The organism is Sphingomonas sp. GM_Shp_1 (assembly GCF_026540895.1).
GTDB lineage: Bacteria > Pseudomonadota > Alphaproteobacteria > Sphingomonadales > Sphingomonadaceae > Sphingomonas.
In genome coordinates, this window is the sequence record NZ_JALNUR010000004.1 from 118,860 (window position 1) to 139,517 (window position 20,658).

Here is a 20,658-nt window from a genome sequence, read left to right on the forward strand (position 1 = left end):
AGACTGGATAAGAGAGAGCAATGACCGACTTTAACGACCTCGTGGATGGCTATCAGCGCTTTCGGACTTCCGATTGGCGTCGCCAGCGCGACCGCTGGGCCGAATTGAAGGAAGGCCAGAGCCCCAAGGTAATGGTGATCGCCTGCTCCGACAGCCGCGTCGATCCGGCCCAGATCTTCGACACGCTGCCCGGCGAAATCTTCGTCGTGCGCAACGTCGCCAACCTTGTGCCGCCGTTCGAGACAGGCGGTGGTCATCACGGCGTGTCGGCGGCGCTGGAATTTGCGGTGACGCAGCTCGAAGTGACCGATGTGGTCGTCATGGGCCATGGCGCGTGCGGCGGCTGCAAGGCGGCGTTGACGCAAGGTTTCGCACACGCCCCGCAGGGTGAAGGGGGCTTCGTCTCGGACTGGGTGAGCCTGCTCGACGGAGCCCGCGAAAAGGTCATCGCCAAGCACGGCGACGGTCCCGACGCGATGCGTGAGATGGAACTGGAGTCGGTGCGCACGTCGATCGCCAACCTGCGCACCTTCCCCTTCGTCACCAGTCGCGAGGAAGCGGGCAAGCTGACCCTGCGCGGCGCTTATTTCGCGATCGCCGACGGCGTGCTGCACATCATGGACGAGCAGGGCGAATTCAAGCCCGCTACGCCGGCGCTGGCCGCGGCTTAAGGGAGTCGGTTCGGGCCCCTGGCCCGGACACGACACGGAAAGGGCGGACGCCGAAACCGGCGCCCGCCCTTTTTACGTGGCGATGGTAACGGGGTCAGCCCGCCGAAGGGGCGACGACCTGGTCCACGTCCTTTTTCGGCTCGGCCGTCGAGCGCAGCGACAGCTCACGCATCTGCTTGGCGCTGGGAAGGCTGGGCGCGCCCATCAGCAAATCCTCGGCCCGCTGGTTCATCGGGAACAGCGAAATTTCGCGCAGGTTCTGCGCGCCGCAGATCAGCATGACGATGCGGTCGACGCCCGCCGCCATGCCACCGTGCGGCGGCGCGCCGTACTGGAAGGCGCGGTAGAGACCGCCGAAGCGCTCCTCGACATCCGCCTTGGACAGGCCGACCTTCTCGAACGCAGCGACCATCAGTTCGGGCGACTGGTTGCGGATCGAGCCCGAGGCGATCTCGAAGCCGTTGCAGACCAGGTCGTACTGGTATGCCTTGAGCGACAGCGGATCGGCGGATATGAGCGCCTCCATGCCCCCCTGCGGCATCGAGAAGGGGTTGTGGGCGAACTCGACCTTCTTCTCGTCCTCGTCCCACTCGTAGAAGGGGAAGTCGACGATCCAGCACAGACGGAACGCGCCTTCCTCGATCAGGCCGAGCTGCTCGGCAACGCGGGTGCGCGCGAGCCCTGCCAGCTTGGTCGCCGCCTCGACCTTGCCCGCCGCGAAGAACAGGCCATCATCGGGACCAAGGCCTAGCGCGGCATAGATCGCCTCCATGCCCTCGGTGCCGTGGTTCTTGGCGATCGGGCCGCCGAACTCGCCGCCCTTGCGGGTGACATAGCCAAGACCCGCATGGCCCTCGGCGCGCGCCCATTCGTTCATCTCGTCGAAGAACTTGCGGCTCTTCTCGGCGGTGCCCAGCGCCGGGATCGCGCGGACGACGCCGCCCGAGCCGACGATCTTCTCGAACAGGCCGAAGCCCGACGTCGTGAAATGCTCCGAGACATCGGTGATGATCAACGGATTGCGCAGGTCGGGCTTGTCGTTGCCGTATTTCAGCATCGATTCCGAATAGGGAATACGCGGAAACTGGCCGATCGGGGTGACGGTGCGGCCATCCGCGAACTTCTCGAAGATGCCGCCGATCACCGGCTCCATCGTCTCCCACACCTCTTCCTGGGTGACGAAGCTCATCTCCAGGTCGAGCTGGTAGAATTCGCCCGGCAGGCGATCGGCGCGCGGGTCTTCGTCGCGGAAGCAGGGTGCGATCTGGAAATAGCGGTCGAAGCCCGCGACCATCAGAAGCTGCTTATATTGCTGCGGCGCCTGGGGCAGCGCGTAGAACTTGCCCGGATGGATACGGCTGGGCACTAGGAAGTCGCGCGCGCCTTCCGGCGACGAGGCGGTCAGGATCGGGGTCGAATATTCGGTGAAGCCTGCCGTCTCCATGCGGCGGCGCATGTCGGCGATCACCTGGGTCCGGCGGACGATGTTCGCATGCAGCGTCTCGCGACGCAGGTCGAGGAAGCGATAGCGCAGGCGGATATCCTCGGGATATTCCTGCTCGCCCGCCACCGGCATGGGCAGTTCCTCAGCGGCGGAAAGGACGGTCGCGCCGCGCGCGAACACCTCGATCTCACCGGTTGCGAGGTTCGGGTTGACGGTGCCCGCCGAACGCGCCTTCACCACGCCGTCGATGGTCACGACCGACTCGACCCGGACGCTTTCCAGGATGGCGAGCGCGGGCGTGTCGCTGTCGGCGACGATCTGGGTGATGCCGTAATGGTCGCGCAGGTCGACGAACAGCACGCCGCCATGATCGCGCTTGCGATGGACCCAGCCGGACAGACGGACCGTCTGGCCCACGGCTTCGGCCGTCAGCGCGGCGCAGTTATGAGTACGATAGGCGTGCATGGCGAACATTCTCTGAACGTCTGGAAAGCCCAGCCGCTTCCCCGCCTACCCCCCTTTTGTCAATCCCAATGTGCCCGAATGGGCCGCCCACGCGTTCCTCTTTGTCAACCCGCGCGGGCCGGGCTATGTGCAGGCGATGCACGTTCATCCGTTGATTACCGACAGCGCCACGCTCGCCAATCTCTGTGCCCGCCTGTCGCAAGCCGACTATGTCATGGTCGATACCGAATTCATGCGCGAGAGCACCTATTGGCCCGAGCTCTGCCTGATCCAGATCGCCGATACCGAGGAAGCCGCGGCGATCGATCCGAAGGCGCCGGGGCTGGACATGACGCCGCTGCTCGACCTGCTGGTCAACAATGACGCGGTGCTCAAGGTCTTTCATGCCGGTGGGCAGGATATCGAGATCATCTACAATCTGACCGGCAAGACCCCTCACCCGCTGTTCGACACGCAGATCGCGGCCATGGCGCTGGGTCAGGGCGAGCAGATCGGTTATTCGAACCTGGTCGACAGCTGGCTGGGTATCCAGGTCGACAAGGGCGCGCGCTTCACCGACTGGTCGCGCCGTCCGCTCGATCAGCGGCAGGTCGATTATGCGATCGGCGACGTGACGCATTTGTCGGCGATCTTCCCCAAGATGCTGGAGCGGCTGCGCAAGACCGGGCGCGGGGCATGGCTGGATCAGGAAATGGAGCGGCTCGCCGATCCGTCGCACTATGCCAACGATCCCGACTGCGCCTGGAAGCGGGTGCGCGTATCGGGCCGCAAGCCGGACATGCTGGGCCGCCTGAAGGCGCTGGCCCGTTGGCGCGAGCTGGAGGCGCAGGCCAAGGACCTGCCGCGCGGCCGGATCGTCAAGGACGAGACGCTGGCCGATCTGGCGGGCCATCCGCCGCGCAAGCAGGCCGATCTGGCGAAGGTGCGCGGGCTGTCGGCGACCTGGGCGAGCAACGATATCGGCAGTCGCCTGATGGATGCGCTGGAAAGCGCCGCGCCGCTGGGTGCCGACGAACTGCCCGCGCGCGACGACCGCAAGCCGGGCATGGGGCGCGAGGGCGCACTGGTCGCCGATCTGCTCAAGCTGCTGCTGAAGATCCGCGCGCGCGACATCGATGTGGCACCGCGCCTCCTCGCGCGCGCCGACGATCTGGAAATGCTCGCGGCGGGGGTTCGTAGCGGCCTTTCGGTGCTGGAGGGCTGGCGCTTCGAGCAATTCGGTCGCGATGCGCTCGATCTGGTGGAAGGGCGGACCGGCTTCGTCGTCAAGGGCGGCAAGTTGAAGATGGTCCGCACGGCGGAGGAAGAAGCATGATGCGCGTCGTTGCTCTGGCCGTTTCGTTCGGCCTCGCCGCTTGTGTCCCTACCCCGAAAACGGAAACCATGACCGACAATCGGGGCTGTGGTGATGGCAAGGTCGCCCGGCTCGTCGGCAAGGTCTGGGCCGAATCGATGCGCGATCAGGTCATGAAGACCTCCAGCGCGCGCACCCTGCGGGTCATTGCGCCCGACACGATCGTCACGATGGACTTCCGGCCCGACCGGCTGAACGTCGAAACCGACGCGCAGGGGCGGATCACCCGCTTCAAGTGCGGCTGATCCGCTCCGCCGTTCTTCCCAGCGCCGTGGCCAATGCGGCGTGGCGGCGCTCGACCGCCTCGCCGTAAAAGCCCCGATCCTCATCCCGCATGGCGAGCGCGAGCGTCGTGTCGCCCATGACCAGCCCGGTCCGCTCCAATGGTCCGGCCAGCCCGCCGCTCAGCCGCTGACCCAGCCGGATCGCCAGGCCCCAGTTCGTCGCCTGTTTCAACTGCGCCGGGGTCGCCAGTTCGGTCAGCGGCACGGGCACGGCCAGTCCGCCGCCCAGACTGGTGTGAAGCGCCTGTGCGAGCATGGCGCGCCCGGTCGCGTCGATCCCCACCCAATTGCCGTGCAGGGCGATCTCCACGCCGCGTTCGGCGCGGAACTCGGGGTTGGCGCGCCAGCCGACATCGGCGAGCAGACAGGCAGCATGACGGAGCCGGGCATCGGCCGCCGCTTCCTCCTCGAACAAGGGGGCGATCCAGCCGTCGAGCAGATCGCCATGCTCGGGAAAGCGACCCAGCAGCCGCCCTTCCTCGCGCGCCGCGACGATCAGCGGATCGAGCGAACGGGTCCGGGCATCGAGTGCCCCGAACAACAACCCTTCCCGCAGACCGAAGGCGGAGACGACCGTGGTGCTGCTCCCCAGATGCTTGAGCAGCACGCTGAGCAGCGCGGTCGCATCGCCCAGCGTGGCGGCGCGGCTCGAGGACAGGCCCTGCACTTCACGCAGGCGAGCCTTGCCGAGATGCGGGATGGTCCGCGACAGACGCAGGATATCGACCGGCGTCAGTTCGTAATGATGAAGCACCGGCAGGGGATAATCGGCCAGCGTCATGTCCAGCCGCGCCAGCGCGCGCCACGACCCGCCGACCATATAGAAGGGCAGCCCCCTGCCCCGGCCTTCCCAGCCCGCATCCTCGATCAGCCGGGCGATATGCCGCTCGAACGTCTTGCCGCCGCGTTCGCGTAAGGCGGGAATACGCAACACGCCCAGCGGGAAGGACACCCGGTCCTCGACATCGCCTTCCCGGACGCGAACCAGTTCCAGGCTGCCACCACCCAGATCGCCGACGATGCCGTCCGCGTCGGGAATGGCCGACAGGACACCCTCGCCCGCCGCGTTGGCCTCCTGCTCACCGGACAGCAGTTCGACGTCGAGCCCCAACGATTCGGCGCAGGCGATCAACTCGCCGCCATTGGCCGCATCGCGCACCGCTGCGGTCGCCACGGTGCGAAGGCTCGTCACCCCCATTTCCCGCGCCAGCATGGCGAAGCGCGCCAAGGCCACCTGCGCCTTGGCAAGAGCCGCGGGATCGATCGACCCCGTAGCGGCCAGACCGCGTCCCAGCCCGGCCATCACCTTCTCATTGAACAGGATCGCGGGCAGTCGTGCCGGTCCCTGATAGACGACCAGGCGGACCGAGTTGGACCCGATGTCGATGATCGCCGTGCGCGGCGCGCGAGGTCCCGCCATCGATCAGCGAACCCGCATCAACGTTGCCGCCGGAGCGACAGGGTCGGCACCGCCTTGCTGGTGTCGAGCGCGGCGCCGCGCCCGGATAGGGAAGGATTGGTCATGAAATACCGATGCAGGTTGAAGGGGCGCTGGTCGCCCGGCTCTTCGCGAACATAGCTGCCGTCCGGCTCCAGCTCCCAGCTCTGTTCATTGTCGAGCAGATTGGCGACCATCACCTGGTCCAATATCTGGTCATGGACGGTCGGATTGAGGATGGGCAGCATATACTCGACCCGCCGGTCGAAATTGCGCGGCATCCAGTCGGCCGAGGAGATGAAGACCTTGGCCGCGTCGTGCGGCAGCAGCTTTCCGTCGCCGAACGCCCAGATGCGGCTATGCTCCAGGAAACGGCCGACGACCGACTTGACCCGGATATTCTCCGACATGCCGGGAACGCCGGGGCGCAGGCAGCAGATGCCGCGCACGATCAGGTCGATCTCCACCCCCGCACCGCTCGCCTCGTACAGCTTTTCGATGACCTGCGGGTCGACGAGCGAGTTGACCTTGGCCCACAGGCTGCCGGGGCGACCGGCACGGGCATGGGCGATCTCGGCATCGATCAGGGCCATCAGATTGTGGCGCAGGTCGCGCGGCGACAGGCTGACCCGGTTCATGGCCGCCGGTTCGACATAGCCGGTGATATAGTTGAACATCTGCGCCGCATCGCGCCCGATCAACGGGTCCGCGGTGAAGAAGCTGATATCGGTATAGATGCGCGCGGTGATCGGATGATAATTGCCGGTGCCGAAGTGGCAATAGGTGCGGAAGTCGTTCCCCTCGCGCCGCACGACCATCGATACCTTCGCATGGGTCTTCCAGTCGATGAAGCCATAGACGACCTGCACGCCCGCCCGTTCCAAGGCGGAGGCCCAGTAGAGATTCTGCTCCTCGTCGAACCGTGCCTTCAGTTCCACGATGGCGGTCACCGATTTGCCCGCTTCGGCCGCGGCGATCAGTGCGTTGATCACCGCCGATTGCTTGCCCGCACGATAGAGCGTCTGCTTGATCGCCACCACATCGGGATCGGCGGCGGCCTGTTTCAAATAGGCGATCACCACCTCGAACGTCTCGTACGGGTGATGGACGACGATGTCCTTGGCCTTGATCGCGGCGAAGCAATCGCCCGCGAATTCGCGAATCCGCTCGGGAAAGCGCGGCGCATAGGGCGGGAATTTCAGGTCGGGCCGATTCTCGTCGACCAGCATATCGAGGTCACCGATGCCCAGCAGATTGCCGCTTTCGGTAATGATCGCGCCGGTCCCGCCCAGCTCATCGCGAAGCACATCGGCCAGTTCGTCCGGCATGCCCGTCTCCAGCTCCAGCCGGATCACCCGGCCGCGCCGACGCCGCTTGATCGCATTGACGAAGTAACGGACCAGATCCTCCGCCTCTTCCTCGATCTCGATATCGCTGTCGCGCAGCACGCGGAAGGTCGCGGCACCGTTGACGACATAGCCGGGGAACAGCAGCCCGGAGAAGCGCCGCAGGATCGTCTCGATCGCGACATAGCGCGCGCCCTCGCCCGGCAACCGGACGAAGCGCGGCATGGTCGCGGGGATCATCACCAACTCGCGAATCGGCGCCTTGTCCGACACGCGGGTCAGGTCGAAGATCATCGACAAACCCTTGTTGGGAATGAACGGAAATGGGTGAGCCGGGTCGAGCGCCTGGGGCGTCAGGATCGGGAAGATCTGCTCCCGGACATGGGTTTCCAGCCAGGCGCTGGCTTCCTGGTCGATCGCGTCACGCCGCAGGACGAAGATCCCCGCCTCATCCAACAAGACGCGCAGGTCCCCCCATACTTCCTGCTGGCTGGCCATCAGGCGATCCGCCTCGGCGACGATCCCGCTCAGCTGTTGCGCCGGGGTCAGCCCGTCGACCGAGCGCTGCTCGACGTCCTGCGCCTGCTGTCCCTTCAGCCCCGCGACACGGACCATGAAGAATTCGTCCAGGTTCGACCCGGAGATCGACAGGAAGCGCAGACGCTCCAGCAGCGGATGCGCGCTGTTGCACGCCTCTTCCAGCACGCGGCGGTTGAACGCCAGCCAGGAGAGTTCGCGATTGAAATACCGCCCGTTGGGCTCAGCCGCGAAATGGTCGTCGTCCGGTTCGGACATTTGCGCGATATGGGCTGGACGGGTCATCTTTGCTCGCTTGCGGCTTACGGCTCGGCGATCAGGCCAGCCGCGGTCAGGGTGGATCGTGCAAGAGGAATGGACAAGCGCGCACGCCGTTCCATCGCCCCCTGATCCAGCATATCCACTGCTCGGATGACAGAAAGGTGACTACGCTCGATCCGCAGCGTCAGCCACTCGATCAGATCGGGACGGGCGTCCAGTCCGCGCCGCTGGAAAAGCAGCTCGAACAGCGCCGCGACCAGTTCGTCGTCGGGTGCGGCGATCTCGGCCAGGCTGCTGTTGGCGAGGCGCGAGCGAAGGTCGGGCAGCTTGACCTGCCAGCGGGGCGGCGGCGCGTCCGCGACGATCAGCAACGGACGACGCTCCGCCTGGGCATTGTTCCAGGCGTGGAAGATCTGCACTTCCGGCACGCGTTCGGCATCGTCGATGATCGTGCCGCCGCTGCGGGCGGCGAAGATGCGGGCGAGCAGCGACCGGCCCGACTTGCGCGGCCCGGTCAGGATCGCCGCCATGGTGGGCCACGCCTCCCACTGGTCGAGCATCCTGGCCGCCATCCGGTTCGAATCGGTCAGCAGAAACGCATCTGATCGGGGGTCCGCCGGCCATTGCAGCGGCAACGCCATCTGGTTCATCCGGTAATCGCATTATCCGAAGGGAGCGCGGGCGCGGGCACCTGGGCCGCGCGCCGGATGCGCAAGGTCGTGCCCGAGCCGGACACCTGCAATCCGCGTTGTTCCAGCGCGCGGCGAAGCTGCTCGGGATCACCGTCATAGGTGACGGCCATCAACGATACACCGCCCAGCGCCAGGCTGGTCGTGCCTGCGCGCACGACGCCAGGAATGGAGCGGATAAGACTTTCCGCGTTCGCCACCGCACTGGCACTGGGCGTGTCATATTGCAGCGTGACGGCGATCCCCGCACCCGTCGAGCCGATGACCGCATCCAGTCCGGCGATCGGCTCCTCGCCCGGCGACGTGTCGTCGATCACCGTTTCCTCGGGCTTCGGCGGCGGGTTCAGAGTCGCGTCGGGATGCAGCATCCCGCTGGCCAGCGCGCGCTGATAAATGCCGTCCAGGCGGGCCACGCCGGTATCGAGCAACTGGTTGATCGCGTCCGTGCTCCCGACCCGCAGCGTCACTGTTTCGATCAGGGCATTGTCGGGCCCGTGCCGCGCCTCGAACACACCGATCACCGGGCCGCCGGGCCATTGGCGATAGACATGAACGACGGGGATCAGGATGTCCGACGCGCCATATTGGTCGAGGATCGTCCGCCACCAGCCCCGCGACCGCCGCCCGATCTGCCCGGCATTCAGCAGCAATGGGTCCGAACCCGTGCCCGATGGCCGGATATAGTCGATCGAGCTGTTGCCCGTGCGGAAGCGTGCCCAGGCCTGTTGCCAGGGCGTCCGTGCCTCGAACATCTGCGACGTGCCGCCCGACACCTGAAGCGGCAGGACCAGCATCGGCGGCGACCGGTCGGCATAGGCGGACACGCCCAGCACGCCCGCCGCCCGTGTCCGGTCGAACAGTACGCCCAGCCGCGCGACATAGCGAGTCGGGCCGATCTGCTCATTCTCGACGACGATGCCGCTGACCAGCGAATCGAGCAGGCCATCGGATGCGCCGATGCCGCCACGCCCCAGCCGCTGCGCCAGCACGGTCCAGGCCTTGCGCTGCGCAATCCGCCAGCCGCCCAGACGCGCCGCCTCCGCCGTCTTGCCCGACACGTCGACGGACACGCCGGTCACCTCATAGGCGCCGCCACTGTCGATCGGGGTGACGCCGCGCGCCTGCCCCTCGATCTGGGCAAGCACGGCACCGCCCCCGACGCCTAGGCCGGCAAGAGCGGCCAGACCGAACATCACGGAGGGCAATCGCAAACGCATCGCGGCCTTTTGGCGAAGCAGGCGTGGAAATCCAAGCGCGATATAGCTAACGGGCAAACATGACCGACAACAGCACGCCGTCCGCCACTCCGTCGCCCGCCGCTTCCGGCACGTCCTACACCTATGCCGATGCGGGGGTTTCGATCGCCGCGGGCAATGCGCTGGTCCGCGCGATCGGCCCGCTGGCCAAGGCGACGCGGCGGCCCGGAGCCGATGCGGACCTGGGTGGCTTCGGCGGTTTCTTCGACCTCAAGGCGGCGGGTTTCACCGATCCGCTGCTGGTCGCGGCGAATGACGGCGTGGGCACCAAGCTGAAGCTCGCCATCGAGCATGACCGCCACGACGGCGTCGGCATCGACCTGGTCGCCATGTGCGCCAACGACCTGGTGGTCCAGGGCGCGGAGCCCTTGTTCTTCCTCGATTATTACGCGACAGCCAAGCTGGAGGGCAATGTTCCCGAGCGGGTCATCGCTTCGATCGCCGAAGGCTGCCGCATCGCGGGCTGCGCGCTGATCGGTGGCGAAACCGCCGAGATGCCCGGCATGTATGCCCCTGGCGATTACGATCTGGCGGGCTTCTGCGTCGGCGCAGTGGAGCGGACCCAGGTCCTGACCGGGGCGAGCATTGCCGATGGCGATGTGATCCTGGGCCTGGCCTCGTCGGGTGTCCATTCCAACGGCTTCTCGCTCGTCCGGCGGCTGGCGGGGGACAAGGGGTGGAAGCTCGATCGCCCGGCGCTGTTCGATCAGGAACGGTTGCTGATCGAGGCGCTGATGGCCCCGACTCGCATCTATGTCCGTTCGCTGCTCCCTTCGCTCAAGGCGGGGACGATCAAGGGGCTGGCCCATATCACCGGCGGCGGGCTGCTCGAAAATATCCCGCGTGTCCTGCCCGTGGGGGCTCACGCGGTGGTCGATGCCGATGGCTGGGAACAGCCGCGCCTGATGGCCTTCCTCCAGGCCCAGGGCGGGATCGAGCCCGAGGAGATGGCGCGCACCTTCAACTGCGGGATCGGTATGGCGGTGATCGTGGCCGCCGATCAAGCCGAGGCGCTGGCCGAAACGCTGCGCGCGGCGGGTGAGACGGTCGTGACGATCGGCCGGGTCGAGGCAGGCGAACGCGGCTGCACCGTCAAGGGCTCGGCAGGCACCTGGAGCGCCAAGGCCGACTGGACGGCGACCCATGCGGCCTGACACGCCGGTGCCTGACTTGCCGGTGAGGGTCGGCATCCTGATTTCGGGGCGCGGCTCCAATATGCAGTCGCTCGTCGCCGCCTCGCAGGCGGAGGACGCGGCCTATACCGTGGCGCTCGTCGCTTCCGACAAGCCCGATGCGGCGGGTCTCGCCTGGGCGGCGGAGCAGGGCATCGCGACCTTCGCCCTGTCGCCCAAGGGAATCGGCAAGCCCGCTTATGAGGCCGCGATCGACGCCGCGCTTCGTGACGCGGGCGTGGAGGTGATCGCGCTGGCCGGTTACATGCGGCTCTTGTCGGGCGATTTCGTCGCGAAGTGGCGGGGACGGATCGTCAACATCCATCCGTCGTTATTGCCGCTGTACAAGGGGCTGGACACCCATGCTCGCGCGATCGCGGCGGGCGACGACAAGGCGGGATGCTCGGTGCATATCGTGACCGAGGAACTGGATGATGGCGAGGTGTTGGGCCAGGCGGAAGTGCCGATCCTGCCCGGTGACGACGCCGATGCCTTGGCGGCGCGCGTGTTGGTCGAGGAGCATCGCCTCTATCCTCGCGTCCTGACGGAGTTTGTGCGCCGATGACCGATCACCTGTCCCGCATCCGTGACATCGCCATGTTGTTGCCCGGTACGACCGAGGACATAACGGATGGCGAAGCCTGTTTCCTGGTCGAGGGAGAGGCGTTCGTTCGTGTGCCGACCGAAGCGGCCGCACTGCACGTCTGCACCGCCGATCCCAGCAACGAGCCGTGCTGGGCAGACATTCCGTTGAGCGGCGATGTCGACTGGACGTCGATCGAGGATCGGATCGCGCGGAGTTGGGAATTGGTCGCACCGACCGCGCTGCTGGAGGCGGGCGGACGATGAGCGACAAGGCCGGGGACGCATCGTCGCCCGGCGCGCGGTCGCGGCGGCGACTGTTGACGCTGGCCGAGTTCGTGGCGGTGGCGGGCCTGATGGTCGCCGCGCTGACCCTCTATCTCAACTGGTCGCAGCGCCGGAGCGACGCGGCGGACAAGGCGGCGACCGCCAGCGCACAGCGGCATGAGCGCGGTCGGCTGGATTTGCTGGCCGATGTCGAGCAGGGCGGACGCCGTATCGCACTTCGCGATCCCCGCCATGATCTGTCGGACCTGACCATCGAATTTCCCAAGGGTTCCGGGATAGAGCGTCAGACGCCCCTCTCCGCCCCCGCAATCGAAGCGGCACCGATGGCGGCACCTCTGCTGGCGCTGACCGATGGCGGGTCGGACGAACGCGAAGGGCGTTTGCCGGTGCTGATCACCGCGCGTTACTGGGACGGCGATACCGCACGGACGGCGACGGGCCTCTATGACATCATCTGGCGGACCGAAGGACGCCTGCTGCGCGGTCGCACGCTACGCCTGGAGGGATTGCGGCTGCGGGACCGGGTGGGCACGCCCGCCAAGCTGGCGGCGGCATGGACCAGCGCGCGTCCCTGAACGATCAGATGGCGCGGGCGTAGATCGCGTCGTCAAAAACGGTGTCGCCGACCCGAAAGTGGCGCATGCCCGCCAGCTCGAAGCCTTCCCGCTCGTAAAAGGCGCGCGCGACATGGTTGATGCCCAGCACGCCCAACAGCATCCGCTTGCCCGCCAACGCCCGTGCGTCATCGATCGCCCGAGCCATCAGGGCATGGCCAAGCCCGGTGCCGCGCGCGGGCAGCAGCGTATAGATGCGGCGCAACTCGATATCGCGCTCGTAAGTCTCGATGGGAAGGTCGGGCGGGGTCAACAGCGTATAGCCGACGGGCGCCGCGCCATCGCGATGTTCGGCCAGCGTCGCCACGCATTGCGGATCGGCGATCCATTGGTCGAACTTGCTCGCCGAGCTGTTCGTCGAACAGTGGCGGACCATGTCGGGACCGGCGATGATCCCGACAAAGGTTTCCAGGAACGTCGCGGCCGCGACGAACGACAGGACGGGCGCATCGCCCGCCTCCGCCCGTCGCAGCCGCCATTCCATCAGCCGACGATCTCTTCCGGCTTGAAGAAATAGGCGATCTCGATCGCCGCATTCTCATCCGAGTCCGAACCATGGACCGTGTTGGCCTCGATCGACTCGGCCAGTTCCTTGCGGATCGTGCCCGGCTCGGCATTGGCGGGGTTGGTCGCGCCCATGATGTCGCGGTTGCGCTGCATGGCGTTCTCGCCCTCCAGCACCTGCACGACGACGGGGCCCGAGATCATGAACTCGACCAGGTCGTTGAAGAAGGGACGCTCCTTGTGGACCGCGTAGAAGCCCTCGGCCTGCTCGCGGGTCATCTGGATGCGCTTCGAAGCGACGACGCGCAGGCCGGCTTCCTCCAGCATCTTGGTGACGGCGCCGGTCAGGTTGCGACGGGTCGCATCGGGCTTGATGATCGAAAAGGTACGGTTCGCGGCCATGATGGTCACGCAGCTCCTGATAGGGGGTTGGCTGGAAGTGGCGTCGCCCTAATCGGGGCGTGCACGCATTGCAACGCCTTATGCGGCAAGGGGCGTCCCGGATAGGGCTGGGGTCGCCCGAACCGGCCGGTGCCGGATAGCGAAAAGCCGCCGGTACCATGAAGGCACCGGCGGCTCTGCAAGTCGGATCGCTGCCGATCCGGCGGGTCGCAGGGATCAGTTATAATAGCTCGAATAACGATCATAATAACGCAGCTCGTCACCGGCACCCGCGCGACGCTGCGCCTTCAGATCGACCATGGTCATCAGGATACCGCCGATGCGCGCATCCGCCATCGACAGATGGTCCAGCGCCAGCCGCACCGCCGGAGCGGGCGTCTTGCGCCACCGGACCGCAAGCAGCGCGACATCCGCCATCGAGGCAATGGCACGGGAGTCCGCGATAGCCAGCAACGGCGCGGTGTCGAGGATCACCAGATCGAAACGCTCGCGAAGTTCTTCGACCAGATTCTGCATCGCACTGGACGCGATCAGGTCATAGGCGGTGTCGCCGTTGGTCGGACGCTGCGGCAGCAGGAAGGCCCCGCTGGCGCTGTCGCGGACCAGCACCTGATCCAGCGTCGCTTCGCCGCGCAGCAGGTCGGCGAGCCCGTACTGGATCGCACCTTCCATCTGGCGGCTGGTCGCCTGGCGTCGCAAGTCGCAATCGACCAGCACCGTCGTGATGCCCGCCAGCGCCGAGGAACGGGCGAGCGAGAAGGAGGTCGAGGTCTTGCCTTCACCGGGCAGCGCCGAGGATATGGCGACGACCTTCACCGACTGCTCCTCACGTCCGACCTTCAACGCGGTCCGGATCGAGCGATAGGCCTCGGAGAAGACGCTGCCGGGATGCTCCACCAGATGATGGCTGATCGTCGCCGGGGTCGGCGACTTGATCCGGTTGCGATCGAGCGTTCGCAGGTCGGGGATCGACGCGAGCACCGGCAGGCCGAGTGCCCGCTCCACCTGGCGGCGCGTGGTGAAGCCATTCTCCGCCATTTCGAGCCCGGCAAGGACCACCGCCCCCGCAAGCATCGCGGCGAGCAGGCCACCGCCGCCATAGACGATCTTTTTGGGGCTGTCCGGCTTTTGCGGAACGAAGGCGCGGGCGATGATGTACGCCGCGCTGCGCTCGGTGCCCTGGCGGGCAACCGCCTGCTGATAACGCTCGAGCAGCGCCTCGTAGAGGCCCTTCAGCGTCGTCGCCTTGCGCTCCAGTTCGCCAAGACGGACAGAGGCGGCATTGCCCTCCAGCAACTGCCCCTTTTGCGCACCCAGCGACGAAACGATCGAGGACGTCCGGCGACGCGCCACATCCGCTTCGGCGGCGAGGCTTTGGCGCACCCGTGCGGTCTCGCTGGTGATCTGGCGGCGCGTTTCGCGCAGCTTCTCGTTGATTTCGATGACCTGCGGATGGCGGTCGCCGTAACGCTCGGACAGCGACGCCTGCTGCGCGCTCAGAGCCGCTTCTTCGGTACGGAGCTGCTGCAAGACCGGCGAGGTCACGGCCGAGCCCGCCCCGGCGCTGCTGGCGCTGCGCGCAGTGTTGCGCGCTTCCGCCACCGCCTGTTGCGCCTGCGCGTCGGCAAGCTGCTGGTTCAGCACGGCGATCGACTGCTGCGCATTGGTGCTCTGGTTCTGGATATCGACCAGGTTCGTTGCGGCACGGAAACGGGCGACCTCGGTTTCGGCACCCTGCAATTCGCCGCGCGCGCTGGCGATGCGCGAGCTGAGCAGGGCGATTTCCTTGTTCCGCTCGTCACGCTTCTGGAGCTGCTGACGGTTCAGATACTCGTCCATCACCGTGTTGACGATCTTGGCCGCCAGAACGGGGTCGGTCGACGAAAAGCTGACGTCGATCGCATAGGAGGTGCCCGCACGCTTCGCCGACAATTGCCCGGTCAGCGCGCCGATCGCGTTGTTTCGTGCGGTCGTCGGATCGAGCGGATCGGTGCCGACGAAGTTCGGGTTCTTCGCAAGACCGAGCCGGTCGACGACGCGGCCCAGCGTCTCGGGCGAGAGGATCTGCGCGACTTCGGTGTCGACGGAGGAGGAATCGGTGGTCAGCGGCTGCTGGCGCTGATCCTGTTGCGCATTGACGATTTCCTCGTTGGTCCGCTCGATGCCCACCTGCCCTTCCGCGCTATAGCGCGGGGTGGCCATCTTGTAGCTGATCGCGGTGAGCACCAGGACGATCGCCATCGTGATCGCGATGGGAATGATACGCCGACGGACCGCATTCATGACCGCGCCGATGTCGATGATCTTGGCCGAATCCTGTTCGACAGGCACCAGCGGGTTCATACTCGTATCTCCGTCCCGACCATTTGATATCCTGCGCCGTGGTTGGTCATCCGGCTGTGTACCGGTGTCTCCGACCCTGACGCAAGGTAATGCGCATCGTCCCCCGGAACGCCACCGATCCGTGATAGGACAGGCGGGCCCGTACAGCCGACACCGTCTTCGGGCAAATTTTGCTGCACTGCAACTGTCCCATAAATGTTGGCTTTTGCGGGTTACGAAGCACCTGATATAGGCTACCGCCTCAAAGACACGCCGCATGTCGCGGGGCGTCGGGCGAACGGGATCGCCCTTTGCAATGGGAGGTTGCGAGATGGCTTTGAATGGCAAATCCGCAGACGGCCGATCAGGCCCTCGGGTTCTCGCGGTCGCATCGCAGGGCGGCCATTGGGAGCAGATGATGCTGCTCCGCAGCATGCTCGACGCCCATGCGACCCGCTTCGCGACGACCGAGCCGGACCTGCTGGAAAAGGCTGGGATCACCGACGGGATCGTCCTGCCCGACTGCAACCGCAACGAGCCTCTTCAGAGCCTCAAGTGCCTCATCCGGTCGTTCGGCACCGTGTTCTCGCTGCGTCCCGCCGTCATCATCTCGACGGGCGCGGCCCCCGGTTTCTTCTGTCTTCTCGCCGGACGTCTGATCGGGGCACGGACCGTGTGGATCGACAGCGTCGCCAATGTCGAGCAACTGTCCAAAAGTGGGACATTGGCGCGATTCGTCGCGACCGAATGGCTGACCCAATGGTCGCATCTCGCCAAGCCGAACGGGCCGCATCACGCGGGGGCCGTACTGTGATCTTCGTCACCGTCGGCACGCAACTGCCCTTCGACCGGCTGATCGAGGCGATCGACGGCATCGCCCCGACCCTGGACGAGCCGATCTTCGCCCAGACCGGCAAGTCTACCTATGTCCCCCGCAATATCGAATGGAGCCCGCGCATCCGTCCGCTGGATGTCGACGCCTATTTCGGGCGCGCGCGGGTCGTGGTCGCCCATGCCGGTATCGGTACGATCCTGACCTGTCAGCGGGTCGGTCGCCCCGCCATCCTCTTCCCGCGCCTCGCCGCGCATGGCGAACATCGCAACGATCACCAGATGGCGACCGTGTCGCAGCTGGAGGGGCGGCCTGGCCTCTATGTCGCGCGGACCGCGGAGGAGCTTCACACGCTTCTCGCCAGCGATCTCGCCCCGCCCCCCGGTGGCGACGTGGTCCCGCCCGGACGCCAGCGATTGATGCAGCATCTGGACTCGATCATCCGCAGCGCCGGGGCCCGGTAATGGCGAAGGGTGCAGAGGACATGGCTTTCACCCGGCGTGGACTGCTTCTGGGTGGTGGTGCAACCGTGCTGACGATGGGGATGCCGAGTGCGGCCGCCGACGACCTCAGCCTGCGCAATCTCACGCGCGGCATCCGGTTCGGCGCGGCCATTGATATCGAGGATTTGCGCGACCCCGCCATGCGCGAATTGTTTCGCCGCCACTGCTCGTCGCTGACCCCGCGCAACGCCTTGAAATGGGTGGGTACCGAAAAGCAGCCGGGCCATGTCCAGTTCAACGATGCCGACAAGATCGCCGCCTTCGCCAAGGAGATCGGCGCGGGTCTCTATGGCCATACGTTGATCTGGTACCGCGTGCCCCGCTGGGTCGCCGCGATCACCGACCCTGCCGAGCTGCGCGACACGATGAACCGTCATATCGACCAGACGGTCGGCCATTTCGCTGGCCAGGTCTATGCCTGGGACGTGGTCAACGAGGTGATGGAATATGACTCCGCTCAGTGGCGGTCGTCGGTCTTCTATCGCCTGCTGGGCAAGGACCATGTGCGTGAGGCGTTCGAGCGCGCGCACCGGGCCGATCCGAAGGCGACGCTCGTCATCAACGAAACCCATCTCGAAAAGGCGGGCGCCAATTACGATGCGCGGCGGGCGATGATGCTCGACATGTTGCGGGAATTGCGCGCCGCCAATGTCCCAGTCCACGCCATCGGCCTTCAGGCCCATTTCCGTCCCGGTTTCGACCGCCTCGACGCACCCGCGCTGAGCGCCTTCCTGCGTGAGACCAAGCGGCTGGGTCTGGGCACCTACATCACGGAGATGGACGGCTCGTGCAAGTTCGCGCATCGCCTGCGCGATCCCGATCCCGACGTCTATGGCCGGACCTTTGCCGACCTCGTTCGTACCGTATCGGCCTCGGGCACGTTGCGCGGGGTGACGACCTGGGGTCTTCGCGAGAAGTTCAGCAAGGCCGAGGCGGCGCAGGGCCATGGCTGTCGCGCCCGCGCGTTGCTCTATGACGAGAACATGGTGCCCCTGCCCGCGCTCGATGCGCTGGCGGGCGCGCTGCGTCAGGCGGGGCCCAGCCGATGAGCGCCGTGCCTAGCCGTGACGGCAAGCGTGTCGCGATCTTCGTCGAGCGCTTTCTTCCGCCCAGTCAGGCTTTCGTGCTGGCGCAGGCGCGGGGCTATGAACGCTATTCGCCCGAGTTTCTGGTCGGCCAGCGCATGGGTGACGGGCATGGCGCGGAAACCGACCTGCCCGTCCATTCCATCGCGAATTCGCCGCTGATGAAGGCGGGGTCGCTTCTGTTGAAGATCCCACGCATCGCGGCACCTGCCCTGTTTCCCCCGCTGGCCCGTGCCGATCTGATCCATGCGCATTTCGGCAAGAACGGCTATGTCCTCTCCCCGCTCGCCCGAGCGATGGACAAGCCGTTGGTGACGACCTTTCACGGCTTCGACGCGACCTATCGCGGCGATCCAAAAAAGCCGGGCGGGTTCAACCAGGTCCGCTTCTTCGCCAAGGGGCGCGCGCAGATGGCGCGCGGTGGCGGCTATCATATCGCGGTTTCGGACTTCATCCGTGACCGGTTGCTCGACCTGGGTTTCCCGGCGGAGTCCATCCATCGCCACTATATCGGCGTCGACCGCGGCCTGTTCCGTCCCGATCCCAGCCCCCGCATTCCGGGCCGCGTGGTGTCGATCGCGCGCTTCGTCGAGTATAAGGGCTATCGGTACATGATCGATGCGCTGGCCCGCGTCGCGGCTCGGGGTGTTCCGGTCGATTATGTGATGATCGGCGACGGCCCCGAAGCGGCGGCGACGCTGGACTATGCCCGGGTCACCCTGCCACGCGTGTCCCATCACGCTCGCCTTAGCCAGGACGCGATCCGGGCCGAGCTGGGCCAGGCGCAACTCTATCTGCACGGCAGCGTGACGCTGGACAACGGCCATGCCGAGGCGTTCGGGATCGCCAATCTGGAGGCGCAGGCGGTAGGCACCCCGGTGGTCGCCTTCCGTTCGGGCGGCGTCGGCGAGGCGGTCGAGGAAGGGCGTACCGGACTGCTGGCGGAAGAGCGGGACGTCGCCACGATGGCCGACGCCATTGGCGCCCTATTGTCGGACGACGACCGCTGGCGTGCTTTCCATCGGCGGGCGCCGGATTGGGTGGCGGAGCGTTTCGACCTGCATGTGCAGACCCGTCTGCTCGAAGACTATTACGACCGCGTCCTCGCGGATTATCGGAGGAATTGATCGTGGCACGCACCAGCGGAGCCAAGCCGCAATGGGGCCTCAACCGCCTCAAGAAGCTGCGCAACATTTTCGTGGAAGCCAAGCGTTTCTGGTATGTCCGGTTCTGGGGGATGGACATCCATCCGACCGCGCAATTCTCGCTGTCGGCGAAGTTCGATCGGACGAACCCGAAAGGGCTGCATATCGGCGAAGAGAGCTACGTCGCGTTCGACGCGGCGATCCTGACGCATGATCTGACCCGCGGCCTGTATCTGGACACCTGGATCGGCCGTCGTTGCTTCATCGGTGCGCGCAGCATCATCCTGCCGGGGATTCGGATCGGCGACGAATGCGTCATCGGTTCGGGATCGGTGGTGACGAAGGACGTCCCCCCCAATTCGCTGGTTGCTGGCAATCCCGCGCGCGTCATTCGCAGCAACCTGCGCATCGTCGCCCGTTATGGCCGGATCGGTGCCGACGAGGCGGTGGTGGCGGATCAGCCGGAATGAATTTTCTTATGGGACAGCAATGGTTCGTCATCGCGGACATGCGCCCGCTTATGCTAATGCTGCATAGCGACATGTTTTTGAGGGCAAACGGGGAAGTGCAATGAAGCTGTCGGTCCTCATCAACAATTACAATTATGCCAGATATTTGCGTGCGTGCATCGACAGCGTGCTGTCGCAAAATCACCTGGGCGCGGAAATCATCGTGGTCGATGACGGATCGACCGACGAATCCCGTTCGGTGATCGCCAGCTATGGCGATGCGGTGACGCCGGTGCTCAAGCCGAATGGTGGACAGGCCTCCAGCTTCAATGCGGGCTTTGCGGCGTCGACCGGCGACGTGCTGATGATGCTCGACGCGGACGATTTCTTTCTTCCCGGCAAATTGGCGCGCATCGCCGACATCTATGCCCAGCGGCAGGTCGGCTGGTGTTTCGACCGCGTGACCAATGACGATGGCGGGGCGGTTCCCGACGACATCGCGATCACGCCGATCGACAAGCGCGAGACGATGCGTGCGGGCGGCTTCCCGACCCTGCCCGTTCCGACGTCCGGCCTGACCTTCCATCGGTCGATCCTGTCGCAGATCCTGCCGATGCCGCTGGCCGATGACGTCGTGCTGAGCGACAATTACCTGAAGTTCGCGGCGGCCTATCTGGCACCGGGCGTGCTGGTCGAGACCCCGCTGACCTTCCAGCGGCTGCACGAGAATAATCGCTACACCAACACCGATCGCGCCAAGTCGCTGAAGCCGCAGATCATGATGGCGACTGGGCTGCATCTGGCGCGTCGGTTCGACGGACTGGGGCGGATGGGCAAGAGCCTGGTCACCGGCGGCATAGCCGATGCGCATCTGGGCATTACCGACACGCTGGCCGAGATCGATCGCGTCGCGCGCGAGGCACGGGGCATGGGCTGGACCCGGCAGAATCTGACGACGCAGGTCATCCGCAAGCGTATCACCGGCGCGGCCCGGTCGCTGCTGGGCCGGTGAGCG

The 20,658-nt window shown here is 66.0% G+C and carries 21 protein-coding genes; 13 read left to right on the forward strand and 8 right to left on the reverse strand.

What is annotated here, in order from left to right:
* Window positions 1-20 precede the first annotated feature (20 nt).
* On the forward strand, window positions 21-671 hold the full coding sequence (locus tag OXQ33_RS03960; RefSeq protein WP_267433383.1) for a carbonic anhydrase: 651 nt from the start codon (window positions 21-23) through the stop codon (window positions 669-671).
* A gap of 94 nt (window positions 672-765) precedes the next feature.
* On the opposite strand, the gene aspS is transcribed toward OXQ33_RS03960, so the two are convergent.
* Window positions 766-2,580, reverse strand: a complete 1,815-nt coding sequence (gene aspS, locus OXQ33_RS03965) for an aspartate--tRNA ligase (protein WP_267433468.1) — start codon at window positions 2,578-2,580, stop codon at window positions 766-768.
* Window positions 2,581-2,716: 136 nt separating this feature from the next.
* On the opposite strand from aspS, the gene rnd reads away from it, so the two are divergent.
* Both rnd and OXQ33_RS03975 read left to right on the forward strand, forming a co-directional pair.
* Window positions 2,717-3,895, forward strand: a complete 1,179-nt coding sequence (rnd, locus tag OXQ33_RS03970; protein ID WP_267433469.1) for a ribonuclease D — start codon at window positions 2,717-2,719, stop codon at window positions 3,893-3,895.
* Between the two features lie 68 nt (window positions 3,896-3,963).
* Window positions 3,964-4,179 (forward strand): I78 family peptidase inhibitor, encoded by a 216-nt coding sequence (locus OXQ33_RS03975; protein WP_267433384.1) that lies wholly within the window; start codon window positions 3,964-3,966, stop codon window positions 4,177-4,179.
* Here the strand turns inward: OXQ33_RS03975 and OXQ33_RS03980 are convergent.
* From OXQ33_RS03980 to OXQ33_RS03995, 4 genes are read right to left on the reverse strand one after another with little or no spacing between them, the layout of a single operon-like run.
* Window positions 4,166-5,638 (reverse strand): Ppx/GppA family phosphatase, encoded by a 1,473-nt coding sequence (locus tag OXQ33_RS03980; RefSeq protein ID WP_267433385.1) that lies wholly within the window; start codon window positions 5,636-5,638, stop codon window positions 4,166-4,168. The genes OXQ33_RS03975 and OXQ33_RS03980 overlap by 14 nt on opposite strands.
* A gap of 17 nt (window positions 5,639-5,655) precedes the next feature.
* Window positions 5,656-7,797 (reverse strand): RNA degradosome polyphosphate kinase, encoded by a 2,142-nt coding sequence (locus OXQ33_RS03985; RefSeq protein ID WP_267433470.1) that lies wholly within the window; start codon window positions 7,795-7,797, stop codon window positions 5,656-5,658.
* A 44-nt stretch (window positions 7,798-7,841) separates the two neighbouring features.
* Complete coding sequence (locus OXQ33_RS03990; protein ID WP_267433386.1) at window positions 7,842-8,450, reverse strand: chromosomal replication initiator DnaA; 609 nt, start codon at window positions 8,448-8,450, stop codon at window positions 7,842-7,844.
* Window positions 8,447-9,706 carry a heavy-metal-associated domain-containing protein gene (locus tag OXQ33_RS03995; protein WP_267433387.1) on the reverse strand — a complete coding sequence of 420 codons (1,260 nt, stop codon included), beginning with the start codon at window positions 9,704-9,706 and terminating at the stop codon, window positions 8,447-8,449. Before OXQ33_RS03995 ends, OXQ33_RS03990 begins: the two co-directional genes overlap by 4 nt.
* Window positions 9,707-9,765: 59 nt before the next feature.
* Here OXQ33_RS03995 and purM point away from each other — a divergent pair, with 59 nt between their 5' ends.
* From purM to OXQ33_RS04015, 4 genes are read left to right on the forward strand one after another with little or no spacing between them, the layout of a single operon-like run.
* Entirely contained in the window at window positions 9,766-10,899 is a 1,134-nt protein-coding gene (gene purM, locus OXQ33_RS04000) for a phosphoribosylformylglycinamidine cyclo-ligase (protein ID WP_267433388.1), read from the forward strand.
* On the forward strand, window positions 10,889-11,482 hold the full coding sequence (gene purN, locus OXQ33_RS04005) for a phosphoribosylglycinamide formyltransferase (protein ID WP_267433389.1): 594 nt from the start codon (window positions 10,889-10,891) through the stop codon (window positions 11,480-11,482). Before purM ends, purN begins: the two co-directional genes overlap by 11 nt.
* A complete protein-coding gene (locus OXQ33_RS04010; RefSeq protein WP_267433390.1) occupies window positions 11,479-11,766 on the forward strand; it encodes an MmcQ/YjbR family DNA-binding protein in 288 nt (95 codons plus the stop codon). Before purN ends, OXQ33_RS04010 begins: the two co-directional genes overlap by 4 nt.
* Window positions 11,763-12,362, forward strand: a complete 600-nt coding sequence (locus tag OXQ33_RS04015; protein WP_267433391.1) for a hypothetical protein — start codon at window positions 11,763-11,765, stop codon at window positions 12,360-12,362. The genes OXQ33_RS04010 and OXQ33_RS04015 overlap by 4 nt, the downstream gene beginning before the upstream one ends.
* A gap of 4 nt (window positions 12,363-12,366) precedes the next feature.
* On the opposite strand, the gene OXQ33_RS04020 is transcribed toward OXQ33_RS04015, so the two are convergent.
* From OXQ33_RS04020 to OXQ33_RS04030, 3 genes are all read right to left on the reverse strand, one after another.
* Window positions 12,367-12,885, reverse strand: coding sequence for a GNAT family N-acetyltransferase (locus OXQ33_RS04020; protein ID WP_267433392.1), 519 nt, complete (start codon window positions 12,883-12,885; stop codon window positions 12,367-12,369).
* A complete protein-coding gene (ndk, locus tag OXQ33_RS04025) occupies window positions 12,885-13,307 on the reverse strand; it encodes a nucleoside-diphosphate kinase (protein ID WP_042482585.1) in 423 nt (140 codons plus the stop codon). The genes OXQ33_RS04020 and ndk overlap by 1 nt, the downstream gene beginning before the upstream one ends.
* A 216-nt stretch (window positions 13,308-13,523) precedes the next feature.
* The gene (locus tag OXQ33_RS04030) at window positions 13,524-15,650 is read right to left on the reverse strand and encodes an AAA family ATPase (protein WP_267433393.1); all 2,127 of its coding nucleotides are present in this window, start codon (window positions 15,648-15,650) and stop codon (window positions 13,524-13,526) included.
* Between the two features lie 394 nt (window positions 15,651-16,044).
* Here OXQ33_RS04030 and OXQ33_RS04035 point away from each other — a divergent pair, with 394 nt between their 5' ends.
* The 6 genes from OXQ33_RS04035 (at window position 16,045) to OXQ33_RS04060 (ending at window position 20,655) form a co-directional block, all read left to right on the forward strand.
* A complete protein-coding gene (locus OXQ33_RS04035) occupies window positions 16,045-16,443 on the forward strand; it encodes a glucuronosyltransferase (protein WP_267433394.1) in 399 nt (132 codons plus the stop codon).
* Window positions 16,440-16,925 (forward strand): glycosyltransferase, encoded by a 486-nt coding sequence (locus OXQ33_RS04040; protein ID WP_267433395.1) that lies wholly within the window; start codon window positions 16,440-16,442, stop codon window positions 16,923-16,925. Before OXQ33_RS04035 ends, OXQ33_RS04040 begins: the two co-directional genes overlap by 4 nt.
* Before the next feature lie 20 nt (window positions 16,926-16,945).
* Window positions 16,946-18,013 carry an endo-1,4-beta-xylanase gene (locus OXQ33_RS04045; protein ID WP_267433396.1) on the forward strand — a complete coding sequence of 356 codons (1,068 nt, stop codon included), beginning with the start codon at window positions 16,946-16,948 and terminating at the stop codon, window positions 18,011-18,013.
* A complete protein-coding gene (locus OXQ33_RS04050) occupies window positions 18,010-19,176 on the forward strand; it encodes a glycosyltransferase (RefSeq protein ID WP_267433397.1) in 1,167 nt (388 codons plus the stop codon). Before OXQ33_RS04045 ends, OXQ33_RS04050 begins: the two co-directional genes overlap by 4 nt.
* A gap of 2 nt (window positions 19,177-19,178) precedes the next feature.
* On the forward strand, window positions 19,179-19,664 hold the full coding sequence (locus OXQ33_RS17430) for a DapH/DapD/GlmU-related protein (protein WP_346015336.1): 486 nt from the start codon (window positions 19,179-19,181) through the stop codon (window positions 19,662-19,664).
* Window positions 19,665-19,764: 100 nt separating this feature from the next.
* Window positions 19,765-20,655 (forward strand): glycosyltransferase family A protein, encoded by an 891-nt coding sequence (locus tag OXQ33_RS04060; protein ID WP_267433398.1) that lies wholly within the window; start codon window positions 19,765-19,767, stop codon window positions 20,653-20,655.
* Window positions 20,656-20,658: the final 3 nt, after the last annotated feature.

Bases quoted from the DNA above. Each gene is read 5' to 3' on its own strand.
- OXQ33_RS03985 (WP_267433470.1), bottom strand. From the start codon at position 7,797: ATGTCCGAACCGGACGACGACCATTTCGCGGCTGAGCCCAACGGGCGG.
- OXQ33_RS04030 (WP_267433393.1), bottom strand. From the start codon at position 15,650: ATGAACCCGCTGGTGCCTGTCGAACAGGATTCGGCCAAGATCATCGAC.
- OXQ33_RS03990 (WP_267433386.1), bottom strand. From the start codon at position 8,450: ATGAACCAGATGGCGTTGCCGCTGCAATGGCCGGCGGACCCCCGATCA.
- OXQ33_RS03980 (WP_267433385.1), bottom strand. From the start codon at position 5,638: ATGGCGGGACCTCGCGCGCCGCGCACGGCGATCATCGACATCGGGTCC.
- OXQ33_RS03995 (WP_267433387.1), bottom strand. From the start codon at position 9,706: ATGCGTTTGCGATTGCCCTCCGTGATGTTCGGTCTGGCCGCTCTTGCC.
- purN (WP_267433389.1), top strand. From the start codon at position 10,889: ATGCGGCCTGACACGCCGGTGCCTGACTTGCCGGTGAGGGTCGGCATC.
- OXQ33_RS04045 (WP_267433396.1), top strand. From the start codon at position 16,946: ATGGCTTTCACCCGGCGTGGACTGCTTCTGGGTGGTGGTGCAACCGTG.
- OXQ33_RS04020 (WP_267433392.1), bottom strand. From the start codon at position 12,885: ATGGAATGGCGGCTGCGACGGGCGGAGGCGGGCGATGCGCCCGTCCTG.
- OXQ33_RS04050 (WP_267433397.1), top strand. From the start codon at position 18,010: ATGAGCGCCGTGCCTAGCCGTGACGGCAAGCGTGTCGCGATCTTCGTC.
- OXQ33_RS04010 (WP_267433390.1), top strand. From the start codon at position 11,479: ATGACCGATCACCTGTCCCGCATCCGTGACATCGCCATGTTGTTGCCC.
- OXQ33_RS03975 (WP_267433384.1), top strand. From the start codon at position 3,964: ATGACCGACAATCGGGGCTGTGGTGATGGCAAGGTCGCCCGGCTCGTC.
- OXQ33_RS04035 (WP_267433394.1), top strand. From the start codon at position 16,045: ATGATGCTGCTCCGCAGCATGCTCGACGCCCATGCGACCCGCTTCGCG.
- purM (WP_267433388.1), top strand. From the start codon at position 9,766: ATGACCGACAACAGCACGCCGTCCGCCACTCCGTCGCCCGCCGCTTCC.
- OXQ33_RS04015 (WP_267433391.1), top strand. From the start codon at position 11,763: ATGAGCGACAAGGCCGGGGACGCATCGTCGCCCGGCGCGCGGTCGCGG.
- rnd (WP_267433469.1), top strand. From the start codon at position 2,717: ATGCACGTTCATCCGTTGATTACCGACAGCGCCACGCTCGCCAATCTC.
- OXQ33_RS04060 (WP_267433398.1), top strand. From the start codon at position 19,765: ATGAAGCTGTCGGTCCTCATCAACAATTACAATTATGCCAGATATTTG.
- OXQ33_RS03960 (WP_267433383.1), top strand. From the start codon at position 21: ATGACCGACTTTAACGACCTCGTGGATGGCTATCAGCGCTTTCGGACT.
- ndk (WP_042482585.1), bottom strand. From the start codon at position 13,307: ATGGCCGCGAACCGTACCTTTTCGATCATCAAGCCCGATGCGACCCGT.
- aspS (WP_267433468.1), bottom strand. From the start codon at position 2,580: ATGCACGCCTATCGTACTCATAACTGCGCCGCGCTGACGGCCGAAGCC.